13 protein-coding genes are annotated in these 14,642 nt (G+C 67.9%); 4 read left to right on the top strand and 9 right to left on the bottom strand.

Annotated elements, in window-relative coordinates; genetic code table 11:
* Nucleotides 1-85: 85 nt before the first annotated feature.
* The gene (locus tag AX690_RS20905) at nucleotides 86-1,108 is read right to left on the bottom strand and encodes a zinc-binding dehydrogenase (protein WP_082769795.1); all 1,023 of its coding nucleotides are present in this window, start codon (nucleotides 1,106-1,108) and stop codon (nucleotides 86-88) included.
* 101 nt (nucleotides 1,109-1,209) lie between these two features.
* Here AX690_RS20905 and AX690_RS20900 point away from each other — a divergent pair, with 101 nt between their 5' ends.
* The 3 genes from AX690_RS20900 (at nucleotide 1,210) to AX690_RS20890 (ending at nucleotide 4,884) form a co-directional block, all read left to right on the top strand.
* Nucleotides 1,210-1,725 (top strand): dihydrofolate reductase, encoded by a 516-nt coding sequence (locus AX690_RS20900; RefSeq protein ID WP_066682776.1) that lies wholly within the window; start codon nucleotides 1,210-1,212, stop codon nucleotides 1,723-1,725.
* 73 nt (nucleotides 1,726-1,798) lie between these two features.
* On the top strand, nucleotides 1,799-3,877 hold the full coding sequence (locus AX690_RS20895) for an ATP-binding protein (protein WP_066682777.1): 2,079 nt from the start codon (nucleotides 1,799-1,801) through the stop codon (nucleotides 3,875-3,877).
* Between the two features lie 95 nt (nucleotides 3,878-3,972).
* The gene (locus tag AX690_RS20890) at nucleotides 3,973-4,884 is read left to right on the top strand and encodes an SMP-30/gluconolactonase/LRE family protein (protein WP_066682778.1); all 912 of its coding nucleotides are present in this window, start codon (nucleotides 3,973-3,975) and stop codon (nucleotides 4,882-4,884) included.
* A 128-nt stretch (nucleotides 4,885-5,012) separates the two neighbouring features.
* Here the strand turns inward: AX690_RS20890 and AX690_RS20885 are convergent, their stop codons facing one another.
* The 5 genes from AX690_RS20885 to AX690_RS20865 all read right to left on the bottom strand — a co-directional run bounded on the left by AX690_RS20885 (nucleotide 5,013) and on the right by AX690_RS20865 (nucleotide 9,038).
* Nucleotides 5,013-6,104, bottom strand: coding sequence for an NADH:flavin oxidoreductase (locus AX690_RS20885; RefSeq protein ID WP_066682779.1), 1,092 nt, complete (start codon nucleotides 6,102-6,104; stop codon nucleotides 5,013-5,015).
* A gap of 233 nt (nucleotides 6,105-6,337) precedes the next feature.
* Nucleotides 6,338-7,549, bottom strand: a complete 1,212-nt coding sequence (locus AX690_RS20880) for an acyl-CoA dehydrogenase family protein (protein ID WP_066682780.1) — start codon at nucleotides 7,547-7,549, stop codon at nucleotides 6,338-6,340.
* A gap of 3 nt (nucleotides 7,550-7,552) precedes the next feature.
* Nucleotides 7,553-7,843: a putative quinol monooxygenase gene (locus AX690_RS20875; RefSeq protein WP_066682781.1), complete on the bottom strand. Its 291-nt coding sequence runs from the start codon at nucleotides 7,841-7,843 to the stop codon at nucleotides 7,553-7,555.
* 89 nt (nucleotides 7,844-7,932) lie between these two features.
* Nucleotides 7,933-8,271: a hypothetical protein gene (locus AX690_RS20870; protein WP_156449751.1), complete on the bottom strand. Its 339-nt coding sequence runs from the start codon at nucleotides 8,269-8,271 to the stop codon at nucleotides 7,933-7,935.
* Nucleotides 8,272-8,342: 71 nt separating this feature from the next.
* The gene (locus AX690_RS20865) at nucleotides 8,343-9,038 is read right to left on the bottom strand and encodes a DnaJ family molecular chaperone (protein WP_066682783.1); all 696 of its coding nucleotides are present in this window, start codon (nucleotides 9,036-9,038) and stop codon (nucleotides 8,343-8,345) included.
* Between the two features lie 264 nt (nucleotides 9,039-9,302).
* Here AX690_RS20865 and AX690_RS20860 point away from each other — a divergent pair, with 264 nt between their 5' ends.
* A complete protein-coding gene (locus AX690_RS20860; protein WP_066682784.1) occupies nucleotides 9,303-10,118 on the top strand; it encodes a hypothetical protein in 816 nt (271 codons plus the stop codon).
* Between the two features lie 124 nt (nucleotides 10,119-10,242).
* On the opposite strand, the gene AX690_RS20855 is transcribed toward AX690_RS20860, so the two are convergent.
* The 3 genes from AX690_RS20855 to AX690_RS23795 form a co-directional block, all read right to left on the bottom strand.
* Complete coding sequence (locus AX690_RS20855) at nucleotides 10,243-11,685, bottom strand: GH1 family beta-glucosidase (protein ID WP_066682785.1); 1,443 nt, start codon at nucleotides 11,683-11,685, stop codon at nucleotides 10,243-10,245.
* Nucleotides 11,686-11,890: 205 nt separating this feature from the next.
* Nucleotides 11,891-14,563 (bottom strand): methionine synthase, encoded by a 2,673-nt coding sequence (metH, locus tag AX690_RS20850; protein WP_066682786.1) that lies wholly within the window; start codon nucleotides 14,561-14,563, stop codon nucleotides 11,891-11,893.
* A 1-nt stretch (nucleotide 14,564) separates the two neighbouring features.
* A partial coding sequence (locus AX690_RS23795; RefSeq protein ID WP_231732268.1) for a hypothetical protein occupies nucleotides 14,565-14,642 on the bottom strand: 78 nt, incomplete at its 5' end.

Genomic DNA, 14,642 nt, shown 5'->3' with positions numbered 1-14,642 from the left:
GCCATGCTACGGCGCCAACGTCCGCGAGTTTTTACACAGCCTCGGTCGAAAGCCGCCTTCGGCCTCGGAGAGCCAGCAGACCGCCCTAAGGCCTCAGCACGATCTTCCCCGCCAGCTTGGCCGACTGCAGCAGGGCCTGGGCCTGACCGGCTTCGCTGAGCGGCAGGACCTTGGCGATCCTGGGCTGGATCTCGCCCTGCCCGATCAGACCCAGCACCTTCGCCAGATCCTGCCGGTAGGCTTCCGGCCGCGCGTCGCGCCAGGACGTCACGTTGTAGCCGACCACGCCCCGACTCTCGCTGAACAGCTTCAGCGCCGAGAGGCGATCGGCCAGCAGCATCTTGAGCATCGCGCCCGGCCGCGCCTTGCCGCCCTTGGTGGCGTCGTAGCCGCCATAGAGCACCGCCGTCCCGCCATCACGCAGAGCGGCCAGCGACGCCGCTTTCAGATGCGGCCCTCCGACGTGGTCGAAGGCCGCGACCACGCCGCCGCCCGAGATCTCGACAGCCCGCGCCGCGACGGCCTCGGCGCGATAGTCCACATGCACGCCGCCCTTGGCTTCGACCTCGGCCCGCTTTCCCGCCGAGGCCGCGCCGATCGCCCTGACGCCGGAGAGCCGCGCCAAATCCAGCAGCAGCCCACCGACACCGCCCGCCGCGCCGTGAACCAGCACCCACTCGCCGGCGAGCGAGCCGGCGACGCGGTGGAACATCTGCCAGGCGGTCAGGCCGTTCAGAACGCCCGCGACCAGGGCCTCGGCCGGCGCGTGCTCGGGCGCGGCGACCAGGAAACGCGCTTCGACATTGCGGCGCGTGGCGTAAGAGCCCGTGACCGTCAGGGCCGCAACACGCTGGCCGACCTGGACGCCCTCGACGCCCGGGCCCAGGGCCTCGATCCGACCGACGAAGTCGTAGCCCGGAGTCACCGGCGCCTTCACGCCAGGATAGAGGCCGGTGCGCATGACGATGTCGGCGAAGGCCACGCCCGCGGCCTCGATCGCCACGCGCGCCTCGCCGGGGCCCGGCGACGGCAGCTCGACCTCGCGACCGCGCAGGACATCGACGCCGCCCGTCCGGGCCATGTGCATCTCGAACGCCGTCGCCGACATCGCGCCCTCCCCGATACCTGTTCTTCGACGATGAGAGTGATCAACGTTCAGGTTCCGATCAAGCCATGGCGTGTTCGTCCAACGCCCGCTAATCAGAGGGCATGACCCAGCCAGTCCTCGCCATCGTCGTCGCCCGCGCCGCCAACGGGGTGATCGGTCGCGACGGCGACCTGCCCTGGCGACTGAAATCGGATCTGGCCCTGTTCAAGGCCAACACCCTGGGCAAGCCCATCATCATGGGCCGCAAGACCTGGGACAGCCTGCCCCGCAAGCCCCTGCCCGGCCGGATGAACGTCGTCCTCACCCGCGACCAGAGCTTCGAGCCCGAAGGCGCGATCGCCTGCGAGACCTGGATGGAGGCCGTCCAGATGGCCAAGGAGCAGGCGGCCGACGACAGCGTCGACGAGGTCTGCGTTATCGGCGGCCGGGCCCTGTTCGAACTGGCCCTGCCCAAGGCCAAGCGTCTTTACCTGACCGAGGTCGACGCCCAGGTCGACGGCGATGTCCATTTCCCCGTCTTTGACGAAAACGCCTGGACCGAGGTCCGCCGTGAGGCGCACGCCGCCGGCGACGGCGACGACCACGCGTTCGTGTTCCGGGTATTGGAGCGCGTCTGATGGAACACGCCTAGACCGTAAACCCGATCGCAACGACAACCTGCGATACCCACTCGGGGTAGGGGAGCTAATCTTGATCGCGGCTATCCGAATTCCGTCGCGCGACGACCAGACTGTGCGGATCGCCGGCCTCTTGGCGGCCTTCGGGGGGTCCATCGTCTTTAGCCTGTTCCTGGCTGGCGCGACCCACAACCTGCCGTCGATCTGGACGGCCAACGCCGTGATTATCGCGGGCCTGCTGACTCTGAAGGGCAAGGCGCGATGGATCATGCTGGCGCTGGCCGGCGTCACTCACGTCGCCATCGAGCTGATCGCCGGCGTGCGCCTGTCCTTCATCGTGTTGGTGGTGCCGCAGGACCTTATCCAGAACTTCCTTATCGCCTGGAGCCTGGAGCGTTTGGGCCTGACCAACCAGATGCGCAGTCCCTGGGGCCTGGCCCGCCTGACCGCCGTAGCCGCGGTGCTGGTTGTCGTGTTCTCCACGATCACAACCGTCAGTCTGGCGCTCTCTCGCGGCAAGCCCATGTGGAGCGGCTGGGCCGACTGGATTTCGCCAAACGTGCTGGGACTGTTCCTGGCGATGCCGACCACCATCATGCTGATGGACCGCCGTCACAAGCCGATGTTCCCGGCGTCGGCCTGGCAGATCGTCATGCTTACGGCCCTGGTGGTCGTCAGCGCCGTGGCGATCTTCACCTGGGATCCTGGCTTGCAGGCCCTGCTGTTCGCCCCCGCCATGCTGGCCGTGTTCCGAGGCGGGCCGCGCGCGGCGGCGATCCTGGTCATCGCATCCCTGGCCGCCTCGATCCCCGCGGTCCTGCATAGCGTTGGCATCGACCGTCACGCGGCGCTGAGTCCCTTGCGCCACACGGTGATCTTCCACGTGATGCTGTTCGCCGTCTGCCTGACGGCCGCCATGATCCTGGAACGGCAAAAGCGTCTGCAGGCGCTGTTGACGCGAGGCCGCGACTCCGCCCGCGACGCCCAGGCCAGCGCTCAGGCCGCCAACAAGGCCAAGTCGGAATTCCTGGCGACCATCAGCCACGAGATCCGCACGCCGCTGAACAGCATCCTGGGCTTCGCCGACCTCGTGGCCGGCGACCCTGGCCTTTCGCCCGATAGCCGCCGACGCCTCGACCTGATCAATCGCGCCGGCCGCTCGCTGGTCGAGATCATCAACGACCTGCTGGACTTCTCGAAGCTGGAAGCCGGCCGCATGGAGCTGGACCCGGAGCCGCTGGCGCCGGCCGTCGTGCTGCGCGATGCGTTGGCGATCGCCGGCCCCGCGGCGGAAACCAAGAATCTGGCCCTCAAGATCGAGATTGAAGGCGGAGACGAACAGCGCCTCTTCCTGCTGGACGAGACACGCCTGCGGCAGGTGCTGCTGAACCTGCTGTCCAACGCCATCAAGTTCACGCGCGAGGGCGCCGTCACCGCCCGGCTTGAGGTCTCGAACCAACGACTTCGGTTCGAGATCTCCGACACGGGCATCGGCATCGCGCCCGACGTCCAGGCGCGCCTGTTCCAGCGCTTCACCCAAGCCGACAGCTCCATCAGCCGCGGATATGGCGGCACGGGCCTGGGCCTGGCGATCAGCAAGGCTCTGGTCACCCGCATGGGCGGCGAGATCGGCGTCATCAGCGCGCCGGGCCAAGGCTCGTGCTTCTGGGTCGAGCTGCCGGCGATCCCGGCCCAGCCGACGCCCGCTCTGGACCCGGCGGCCTCTTCGCCCGCCAGCCTGCGCGGCGCTCGCGTGCTGCTGGTCGATGACCACCACGTCAATCGCGAGCTGGGCTACGCCCTTCTGACGCTGGGCGGGCACGAGGCGATCACCGCCGAGGACGGGGCGACGGCGGTTTCGCTTCTGCGCGACCGGGACTTCGATCTGGTGCTGATGGACGTGCACATGCCGGTCATGGACGGCCTCGCCGCGACCCACGCCATCCGCGCCATGGAAGGCTCCAAGGCCCGCGTCCCGATCCTGGCGCTCAGCGCCGACGTCATGCCCGAACAGATCGCCCGCTGCCTCGCCGCCGGCATGGACGGCCACCTGGCCAAGCCGATCGTTCGAGATGATCTGCTGGCGGCCGTGGCGCGCTTCACCGCCGCCTCGCCTCAGGATGCGGCCCGCGCCGCCGTCGCTGCCCCCTAGAGCCCCGTCGAAGGGAACGGAGCTCTCGCCAAGTTCAAACGCGCGTTTATAGTCACCCCATCGCCCGCGAGAGGCGAGACAGGGAGAGACGCGCGATGGACATCCAACTCGTAGCCGAAGGCCTGCAATTCCCCGAAGGCCCGGTGGCCATGGCCGACGGCTCGGTCATCGTCACCGAGATCCAGGGCCAGCGCCTGACGCGCATCAGGCCGGACGGCCGCAAGGAGACGGTGGCGCAGACCGGCGGCGGGCCGAACGGCGCCGCGATCGGCCCTGACGGGGCTCTCTACGTCACCAATAATGGCGGCAGCTTCGCCTTCTTCGAGGCCAATGGCCTGAACATTCCTGGCCCGACGCCGCCGACGCACACGGGCGGCTCGATCCAACGCGTGGACCTGGCGACCGGCGCGGTGACGACGCTCTACACACACTGCGACGGCAAGCCGCTGGTCGGGCCCAACGACCTCGTCTTCGACAAGCAGGGCGGCTTCTGGTTCACCGACCACGGCTGCTCCACGCCGGACGGCCGCAAGTACGGGGCGCTCTACTACGCCCTGCCCGACGGTTCGCAGATCACACGCTGGCGCGACCACTTCGTCTCGCCCAATGGCGTGGGTCTCTCACCCGACGAAAAGACCGTCTACATGGCCGACACCATGCTGGGTCGCCTGTGGTCGTTCGACGTGGCGTCACCTGGCGTGCTGACCGATCCCGCGCCGCTTCAGCCGGGAAATGTCGTCTGCAACCTGCCGGGCTACCAGCTGCTGGACAGTCTGGCGGTCGAGGCCGGCGGCAAGCTCTGCGTGGCGACGATCATCAACGGCGGGATCACCGCCTTCGACCCGGACGGCTCGACCGAGCACTACGTCTTCCCGGACGTGATCGTGACCAACATCTGCTTCGGCGGGGCGGACATGCGCGACGCCTGGATCACGGCGTCGGGGACAGGAAAGCTCTACAAGGCCCGGTGGCCGCGGCCGGGCCTGAAGCTGAACTTCAACGGATAGCTCCTCCCCCGCGATGCGGGGGAGGTGGCCCAGAGGGCCGGAGGGGGCCAACGCGGCGTTCGCTCAGCTCGCCCCCTCAGTCGCTCCGCGACAGCTCCCCCGCACCGCGGGGAGCATTTACTTGCCGCCTAGTACAGAACCCCCAGCGCCTGGCGCTCGAAGTTCTTCAGTTCGTCGTTGCGACCCTGGTGGACCTTCACGACCCATTCGGGGTCCTGCAGCAGGGCGCGGCCCACGCCGACCAGGTCGAAGTCGCCGCGCTCCAGGCGTTCCAGCAAGCCGTCCAGCGAGGCGGGCTGGCTGCCTTCGCCGCCGAACGCGGCGATGAACTCGCCCGAAAGGCCGACCGAGCCGACCGTGATGGTCGGGGCGCCGGTCAGCTTCTTGGCCCAGCCAGCGAAGTTCAGGTCGCTGCCCTCGAACTCCGGCTCCCAGAAGCGGCGCTGGCTGCAGTGGAAAATGTCGGCGCCGGCGTCGGCCAGCGGCTGCAGCCAGGCTTCCATTTCCTGCGGCGTGGTCGCCAGGCGCGCGGCGTAGTCCTGCTGCTTCCACTGCGACAGGCGGATGATGACCGGATAGTCGGGGCCGACGGCGGCGCGAACGGCCTTCAGGATCTCGGCGGCGAAGCGGCCGCGCTCGCCGATCGTCGGGCCGCCCCACTTGTCGGTGCGGACATTGGTGCCCGGCCAGAAGAACTGGTCGATCAGATAGCCGTGGGCGCCGTGCAACTCGACGGCGTCGAAGCCCAGGCGCTTGGCGTCGGCCGCCGCCTGGCCGAAGGCGGCGATGGTGTCGGCGATGTCGGCGTCGGTCATCGGCTCGGTGAAGGGCGTCCCGCCGGCCTTCGACAGGCCCGAGGGGCTGTCGACCTTGCCCAGCTGATCCGGCCCCTTGGCGGCGCCGACGTGCCACAGCTGCGGGGCGATCAGGCCGCCGGCGGCATGGACCTCATCGACGACCTTCTTCCAGGCCGCCAGTTCCTTCTCGCCGTGGAAGCGCGGCACCTTGGCGTCGTTCAGCGAGGCCGGGCGCGCGACGCCGGTGCCCTCGGTGACGATCAGCCCGACCTCGTTTTCGGCGCGGCGGCGATAATAGGCGGCGACCTCGTCGGTCGGCACGCCGCCCGGCGAGAACGACCGCGTCATCGGCGCCATCACCACCCGATTGGGCAGCTTCAGCGACTTGAACTCGAAGGGCTTGAACAGGGCGTCGATAGACATCGGAGATCCGGAACAGGGGGTGTTGCGGGCGATCCAAACATTTGTTCGGAAGCATGACCAGCGAGAAAAACTGCGAAGCCCCTATGCCGAGGCTTTCGAACCAACAAATCGTGTCATCCCGGAAGCCTCGAAGAGGCTATCCGGGACCCAGGGATTGCAGGAGCGCCGCGGCGGCCGCCCCTGGGTCCCGGCTCTTCGCTACGCTACGGCCAGGATGACACGCCTTTGGAACCTCACAGCCCCAGAACCATCTTGGCCATGATGTTGCGCTGGATCTCGTTTGAGCCGGCGTAGATCGAGGTCTTGCGGTAGCTGAAATAGGCTGGCGCGGCCGGCGCGGCGTAGTCCGGCCCCGCCCGGCCCTCGTTGCTCTTCGACCACGGATCGCGCACGAACGGCGCGGCGTAGGCGCCGACCGCCTCGAGCGTCAGCTCGGTGATCGCCTGCTGCTGCTCGGAGCCGACACACTTCAGCATCGACGAAGCCGGGCCGATCGCCTTGCCCGCCGAGCGGCCGGAGAAGATCCGCAGCTCGCTGGCGTTCAGCGCCTGGACCTGAATCTCGAGGTTGCTGATCTTGGTCCGGAAGTCGGGATCGTCGATCAGCCGCCCGCCATCGTCGGCCAGCTCCAGGGCGGCGATGCGCTTGACCTTCTTGAGCATGTGCATCAGGCCCGGCGCGTAGGCGTTGCCGCGCTCGAACTCCAGCAGGTACTTGGCGTAGGTCCAGCCCTTGTTCTCCTCGCCGATCCGGTTGGCGACGGGGACGCGGACATTGTCGAAGAAGACCTGGTTGATCTCCTGCTCGTTCTCGGGCGGGCCATCCAGGGTCGGCAGCGGCTTGATCTGGATGCCGGGCGTGTCCATCCGCAGCAGCAGGAACGAGATGCCCTCCTGCGGCCGTCCTTGCGTCGAGGTCCGGACCAGGCAGAACATCCAGTCGGCCCACTGGGCGTGGGTGGTCCAGATCTTGGAGCCGTTCAGGACGTAGTCGTCGCCATCGCGCTCGGCCCGCATCTGCAGGCTGGCGAGGTCCGAGCCCGAGCCGGGCTCCGAATAGCCCTGGCACCACCAGATGTCCGAGCGCAGGATCGGCGGCAGGTGCTGGGCCTTCTGCGCGTCGGTCCCGAAGGCCATGATCACCGGCGCGACCATCTTCAGACCCATCGGCGACGAGGTCGGCACGCCGGCCAGGCTCATCTCCATGTTGAAGATGTAGCGCTGCGAGGCCGTGAAGCCCGGGCCGCCGTGCTCGACGGGCCAGTCCGGCGCCGCCCAGCCGCGCTCGTAGAGCTTCTTCTGCCACTTCACTTGGCCGGCCTTGTCCAGATAGCCGTTCTTGGACTGGCTCATCTTGTGGCGCAGGTCGTCGTCATAGGCGGTGGCGATCCAGTCGCGCACCTCCTGCTGGAAGGCCAGATCCTCGGCCGAGAACGCCAGGTCCATCGCCTACTCCACCGCGTCGAGGTACTCGATGTTCGGCGCGGCGGCCATGGTCGGCCCCATCGCCGCGCCGGCGGCCTTAAAATAGTCGGTGCCGCCGTGGTGCTTCAGCGCGTCGGTCGAGGCGTAGAGCTCCAGCACCTTGTAGACGCCGGCCTCGGTCTTGGACTTGGTCAGCTGGTACATCAGGCAGCCCGGCTCGTTGGCCTTCACCTTGGCGGCCAGGTCCAGGAACACCTTCTCGAATTCAGCGGTCTTGTCCGGCTGGACGTACAGGGTCGCGACGACGCCGATCATGATTGCCTCCCAACATTTGTTTGAAAGGCAGGATGGGTCACGCGCGCGGCCGGGGCAAGCGCGACGTTGGGGAAGGCTAGCGGGTTAGTCTAGCGCCGCTCGTTCCAGCCGTAGGCGACCCAGGAGTGGCCGCCGACGTTGCGGGCTTCGATCAGGCTGGGATCGGCGTCGCGGGCACTGGTCATCTTGCGTCCGCGGAAGGCGAACGCCGCCAGGCCGAACAGCGCGCTGCCGATAAAGCCGACCACCACCACGGTGGCGGCGAAGACCACGGCCAGAACCGCGCCGATCACCACGGCCGCCGACGTCGCGAGCGCGCCCGCGATCCAAGCGAGGTTGCGCAAGGGCGAAACTGCGGCGGTGTTAGTCATCGGCGTCCTCTCGTCACGCTCATGATCCTTCTTAGGTGGTTCACAAGCGCTGAACATCAACTGAACACCCGCCGATCGCGGATGAAAAGCCTTTTTCCCTCGCTTAGCGCGAGACCAAACGCCTCACCTCAACCGGCGGCGGCGAGACCCAGTTCCCGGCGCTCGCGCATCACCGTCGAGAAGGCGGCGTTGATCGCGGCGGCCTTGGCCTCGGCCACTTCGATGAACTCGGCGGGCAGACCCCGCGCGCGGGCCCGATCAGGGTGCGCGTTGGTCAAGGCGATCTTCCAGGCCTTGTGGACCGTGGCGTCGTCGGCGTCGGCCGGCACATCAAGGATGGCGTAGGGATCATCGGCGCCAACGCCCAGGTGGGTGGCGCGCAGCCGCCGGAAGGCCAGCGGCGACATGCCGAACAGGCTGGACACCCGCTCCAGATAGGCCAGCTCGTCGTGGGTCACCACGCCGTCGGACTTGGCGATGTGGAACAGGCCGTCGACCACGTCCTCCAGCAGCTGCGGGCAGCTGGAATAACGCTTGGCCAAGCGCTTGGCGTAGCTCTCGAAGCCGTGAGTCGTCTGACGCGCCAGGTCATACAGGCGATGGATGTTCGGCTCGGACGCCGGATCCGGCTGGAACACTTCGGTGAAGGCGGCGAATTCGTGCCCGTCGGCGCGGCCGTCGACCTTGGCCAGCTTGGCGCCCAGCGCCGTCACCGCCGTCGAAAAGGCCGGATCCTCGCCCGGCAGGCCTCCCGGACACTCGGTGCAGTCGGCCAGGTCGAGACGCCGGGCGGCGATGCTCGCAATATTGCGCCAGAAGCTCATGAACGCCTCGAAACCAGCGGACATAGGTGAATACGGAAATCGAGGCGATGCGGATCACGTCGACAAGGTGCTTCTAGCACATTGAGAATGATCATTCACATGACTTCGTTGCAATGCGGCGAATGCGCATGGCCGCAATGTGGGAGCCGATCGGGCTTTGGCTCGTTATGGCTCCGCTTGGTTCGGTTGCGCCACGCAACGGTCCCAATCCCGATCGAAATGCTCTAGTCACTCCATACGATTATTCGAAAGGACCTCCGCCGCATGGCGAACGCCCTCTTTCTCGCTCTCGCCCTGTTGGCCCAGGACGGCCAGGCGAGCGCCCAGACGTCCCTGAACGCGCCGCCGACCGACGAGTACGGCTATGTCGCTTGGTGCTACGGCGCCCTGGGCGGTTACGCCAATCTCTACGACCGCGTGATGCCGGAGGTGACGCGGATCGAGAAGGCGTTCCCAGGCCCGGACGGCGTCCAGGCCGCGCTGAAGACCTATCCGGAGATGCGCGCCCAGGCGCAGAAGGACCTCAAGACCTTCGCCTCGGCGATCACCGCGGCTGAAAAGGCCAGCCCGCGCCCGATCTCGGAATATGGCGCGGCCCAGGTCAAGCGCGGCGCGGCCATCTGGCAAGGCGCGGGCTCGGTCGACAAGGCGCGCCTGGCGCAGATGTGGATGAGCTGGAGCCCGCCCGGCGATTGCGAGAAGCGCGCCAAGACGCTGGAGATGAAGTCGAGCATCCTGGGCCGCGCGCTGAACTACAACGCGGTTTCGGCCACGACGCCGCCGCCGGCGCCCGCCGCGCCGAGCGCGCCGCCGCCGGAAACGCCCGCGCCGCAGCCCGCCTCCGAACCCGTCCGGCCTGAGCCCAAGCCCGAGACGGTCCAGCCCAAGCCGGAAGCCGCCAAGCCCGCGCCCGCCGCCAGCGCGCCGCCGAAGGCCAAGGCCGCGGCGCCCGCCAAGAAGCTGCCTCCGATCGGCGGCAACGAGATCATCGTCGATCCCGTCAATCCGGTCCCCTGCGCCGGCAGCCTGCTGCCCGCCAAGCGCGGCGGCCGCGACGTGCTGATCTGCAAGCCGAATTGATTTGTTGCTCCCCCGCGATGCGGGGGAGCTGTCGCGGAGCGACTGAGGGGGCGAGCTGGGCAAATGTCGCGTTAGCCCCCTCCGGCCCTCTGGGCCACCTCCCCCGCATCGCGGGGGAGGATCATCAGCCCGCCAACACCCCGCTCTCGGCCAAGGCCTTGAACCACCGATAGGAGGCCTTCGGCGTCCGGACGCCGGTCGCGCGATCCATCGCCACCAGGCCGAACTTCGAGGTGTAGCCGAGGTCCCATTCGAAGTTGTCGATCAGGGTCCACTCGAAATAGCCGCGCACGTCGCATCCGGCCTCGCGCGCCGCCAGCACCGCCAGCAGGTGGCGGCGCAGATAGGCGATGCGGAACTGGTCGTCGAGGATCGCCGGCCCACGACTGAACGGGTCCGAGCAGCCGTTCTCGGTGACCAGCATCTGCGGGGCGCCATAGTCGCGACGCACCCGGTTCAGCACCTCGAACAGGCCTGACGGATCGATGTGGCGGCCGAAGGCGTCCAGCTCCGCGCCTTTCGGTGGGGCGGCCTGGGCGATCTTGCCGGGCGCGTTCAGGTCCAGCCGCACATAGGCCGGGGCGTAGTAGTTCACGCCCAGGAAATCGACAGGCTGCCGGGTGGTCGCCATATCCCCTTCAAGCACGACGCCCTTCAGGAAGTCGTCCATCGCCTTGGGATAGGTCCCCTTGAACAGGGGATCGAGCCAGGCGCCGTTCCACAGCGAGTCCAGACCGTCCGAGGCCAGGCGATTCCAGATCGCCCAAGGACCGCCGGCCGGACGGCAGGGCTGCAGGGCCATGGTCGTGCCGACCTTGAGGTCCTGCCCGCCCGCCCGCAGCGCCTGCATGGCCAGGCCCTGGCCGAGGTTCATGTGGTGGATCACCGGCCCCAGCAGCTTGTCGTCCTTCAGCCCCGGCGCCTGCTCGCCCAGCACGTGGCCGAAGACGGCGTGGACGGCCGCCTCGTTCAGTACGATGTAGTTCTTCAGGCGATCGCCGAGCTTCTCGACCACCGCGTGGGCGTAGTCGGCCAGGCGCTGGGCGGTGTCGCGGTTCTTCCAGCCGCCCTTGTCCTGCAAGCCCTGCGGCAGGTCCCAGTGGAACAGCGTGGCGTAGGGCGCGACACCCTTGGCCAGCAGGGCGTCGACCAGCTGGGAATAGTGATCCAGGCCCGCCGCGTTCACGGCCCCCTCGCCCGTCGGCAGGATGCGCGACCAGCTGATCGAGAAGCGATAGGCGTCGAGGCTCGCCCCCGCGATCAGGTCGACGTCGTCCTGGAAGCGGCGATAGCTGTCGGTGGCGACCGTGGCGTCCGAGCCGTCCTTGACGTGGCCGGGGACCTTCTCGAAGGCGTCCCAGACGCTGGGCCCGCGCCCGTCTGCGGTCTGCGAGCCCTCGGTCTGGAAGGCGGCGGTGGCGACGCCCCAGATGAAGTCCCTTGGAAATTGCCGGCTCTTGGGCGTCAGGTCCGTGTCGCCAGGCCCATCGCATCCCGACACCCCCAAGGCCGCGCCGCCCAGGGCCATAGCCCCCAGCGCCCGGCGGCTCACGCCCGAGCGATCCATATCGTCCCCTCCCGTCTTTCGTTGGGGAGAGGATGGAGCTGGAGAACGCCGTTCGCAAGGCGGCGGACGACACCATCATAACCGTGTCATCCCGGCCGAAGCGCAGCGTAGAGCCGGGACCCAGGGGGTGAAGGAGCGCCGAGCTTGTGGCCCCTGGGTCCCGGATAGCCTCTGCGAGGCTTCCGGGATGACACGCTTTTAGAGCTTACGCCGCCGCGCCGCGCGCCCGGACCAGGGGATCGTAGTTCAGGATCGGCGAGAGCCAGCGCTCCGCCGTGGCCAGGTCCCAGCCCTTGCGGCGGGCGTAGTCCTCGACCTGGTCGGCGTCGATCTTGCCGACGCCGAAGTAATGCGCCTGCGGATGGCTGAAATAGAGGCCCGAGACCGCCGCGCCGGGGGTCATGGCGTAGCTCTCGGTCAGTTGCAGGCCGGTGGCCGCCTCGGCGTCGAGCAGCTTGAACAGCGTGCCCTTCTCGGTGTGGTCGGGCTGGGCGGGATAGCCGGGAGCCGGGCGGATGCCCTGGTACTTCTCGGCGATCATCACCTCGGTGTCGGCCGCTTCGTCGGGGGCGTAGCCCCAAAGCTCGACGCGGGCCTTGTAGTGCAGCCACTCGGCGAAGGCTTCGGCCAGGCGGTCGGCCAGGGCCGAGGCCATGATCGCGCTGTAGTCGTCGCCGGCGTCCTTGAAGCGTTTGACGATCTCGTCCTCGCCATGGCCGGCGGTGACGGCGAAGCCGCCGACATAGTCCGCCCCCTGCCCGATCGGCGCGACGAAGTCCGACAGGGCGACGTTCGACTTGCCCTCGCCCTTGTCCATCTGCTGGCGCAGGGTGTGCAGGCGCGAGAACTCGGCGGTGCGGGTGTCGTCGGTGTAGAGCACGATGTCGTCGCCCTGGGCCTGGGCCGGCCAGAAGCCGATCACGCCCTTGGCGCCGAACCACTTCTCCTCGACCACCTTGTCCAACATGGCGCGGGCGTCGCGATAGAGGTCGGTGGCGGCCTGGCCGACCACGTCGTCCTCCAGAATCTGCGGATAGCGGCCGATCAGCTCCCAGCTGGCGAAGAACGGCGACCAGTCGATGAAGGGCACGAGCTCGGCCAGCGACGGCTCGAACACCCGCGCGCCGAGGAAGGCCGGCTTGGGCGGGACGTAGCCCTTCCAGTCGATGGCGAAGGCGCGCTCGCGGGCCTCCTTGATCGAGGCGCGGGCCTTGGTCGTCTGGCCCCGCGCGTACTGCTCGCGGACTTTGACGTATTCGGCGCGGGTCTCGGCGATGGTCCTGTCGCGCTCGGTCGGCGACAGCAGCGCGCTGACCACGCCGACGGCGCGGCTGGCGTCGACGACATAGGTCGTGGGGCCCCGGCGATAGGCCGGCTCGATCTTGACCGCCGTGTGGGTGCGGCTGGTGGTGGCGCCGCCGATCAGCAGCGGGATGTCGAAGCCCTGGCGCTCCATCTCGGCGGCCACGAACACCATCTCGTCCAGCGACGGCGTGATCAGGCCCGACAGGCCGATCATGTCGACCTTGTGCTTCTTGGCTTCTTCCAGGATCCGGTCGGCGGGCACCATGACGCCCAGGTCGACGACCTCGTAGTTGTTACACTGCAGCACGACGCCGACGATGTTCTTGCCAATGTCGTGGACGTCGCCCTTGACGGTCGCCATCAGCACCTTGCCGGCGGCCTGGCGCGCTTGGCCTTCCTTCTCGGCCTCCATGAACGGCATCAGCCAGGCCACGGCCTGCTTCATGACGCGCGCCGACTTCACCACCTGGGGCAGGAACATCTTGCCCGCGCCGAACAGGTCGCCGACCACGTTCATGCCGTCCATCAGCGGGCCTTCGATGACGTGCAGCGGACGCTCGGCGGCCAGGCGCGCCTCTTCGGTGTCGGCTTCGATGAACTCGGTGACGCCGTGGACCAGGGCGTGGGTCAGGCGCTCGTTCACCGTCCCCTTGCGCCATCCCAGGTTGGCGACCTGCTGCTGGCCCTTCTCGCCCTTGTAGCGGGGGGCCATCTCGACCAGGCGCTCGGTGTTGGTCTGGTTCGGGTCGCGCTGGGGACGGTTGAGGATCACATCCTCGACGGCCTCGCGCAGCACGGGATCGATGTCGTCATAGACCGGCAGGTCGCCAGCGTTGACGATGCCCATGTCCATGCCGGCGTTGATGGCGTGATACAGGAACACCGAGTGGATCGCCCGGCGCACCGGCTCGTTGCCGCGGAAGCTGAACGAGACGTTCGACACCCCGCCCGACACGCGGGCGTAAGGCAGCATCTGCTTGATGCGGCGCGTGGCCTCGATGAAGTCGACGGCGTAGTTGTCGTGCTCCTCGATCCCCGTCGCCACGGCGAAGATGTTGGGGTCGAAGATGATGTCCTCGGGCGGAAAGCCGACCTTGTCGACCAGAGTGTTGTAAGCCCGCTCGCAGATCTCGACCTTGCGCTTTTCGGTGTCGGCCTGGCCGACCTCGTCGAAGGCCATGACCACCACGGCCGCGCCGTAGCGCAGACACAGCTTGGCCTGTTGGAGGAACTTCTCCTCGCCTTCCTTCAGGCTGATCGAGTTGACGATCGCCTTGCCCTGGACGCACTTCAGCCCGGCCTCGATCACCTCCCACTTGGAGCTGTCGATCATCACCGGCACGCGGGCGATGTCGGGCTCGGCCGCCATCAGGTTCAGGAAGGTGACCATGGCCTGCTGGCTGTCCAGCAGACCCTCGTCCATGTTGACGTCGATGACCTGGGCGCCGGCCTCGACCTGCTGGCGCGCGACCGACAGCGCCTCGGGATAGTTCCCCTCGACGATCAGCTTCTTGAACTTGGCCGAGCCGGTGACGTTGGTGCGCTCACCGATGTTGACGAAGACGGGGCGCATTTCAGGATCCGATAGCAGTCGTCATCCCTTCTCCCCTTGCGGGAGAAGGTGGCCCGCGAAGCGGGTCGGATGAGGGGTT

This window comes from Caulobacter sp. CCH9-E1 (assembly GCF_001556515.1).
Lineage (GTDB): Bacteria > Pseudomonadota > Alphaproteobacteria > Caulobacterales > Caulobacteraceae > Caulobacter.
The sequence above is the reverse complement of the archived record's forward strand: the minus strand, read 5'-3'. Positions and strand labels throughout refer to the sequence as shown.

Coding starts and splice junctions, on each gene's coding strand:
- AX690_RS20890 (WP_066682778.1), top strand. CDS start 3,973: ATGGACATCCAACTCGTAGCCGAAGGCCTGCAATTCCCCGAAGGCCCG.
- AX690_RS20900 (WP_066682776.1), top strand. CDS start 1,210: ATGACCCAGCCAGTCCTCGCCATCGTCGTCGCCCGCGCCGCCAACGGG.
- AX690_RS20870 (WP_156449751.1), bottom strand. CDS start 8,271: ATGTTCAGCGCTTGTGAACCACCTAAGAAGGATCATGAGCGTGACGAG.
- AX690_RS20855 (WP_066682785.1), bottom strand. CDS start 11,685: ATGGATCGCTCGGGCGTGAGCCGCCGGGCGCTGGGGGCTATGGCCCTG.
- AX690_RS20875 (WP_066682781.1), bottom strand. CDS start 7,843: ATGATCGGCGTCGTCGCGACCCTGTACGTCCAGCCGGACAAGACCGCT.
- AX690_RS20865 (WP_066682783.1), bottom strand. CDS start 9,038: ATGAGCTTCTGGCGCAATATTGCGAGCATCGCCGCCCGGCGTCTCGAC.
- AX690_RS20860 (WP_066682784.1), top strand. CDS start 9,303: ATGGCGAACGCCCTCTTTCTCGCTCTCGCCCTGTTGGCCCAGGACGGC.
- AX690_RS20880 (WP_066682780.1), bottom strand. CDS start 7,549: ATGGACCTGGCGTTCTCGGCCGAGGATCTGGCCTTCCAGCAGGAGGTG.
- metH (WP_066682786.1), bottom strand. CDS start 14,563: ATGCGCCCCGTCTTCGTCAACATCGGTGAGCGCACCAACGTCACCGGC.
- AX690_RS20885 (WP_066682779.1), bottom strand. CDS start 6,104: ATGTCTATCGACGCCCTGTTCAAGCCCTTCGAGTTCAAGTCGCTGAAG.
- AX690_RS20905 (WP_082769795.1), bottom strand. CDS start 1,108: ATGTCGGCGACGGCGTTCGAGATGCACATGGCCCGGACGGGCGGCGTC.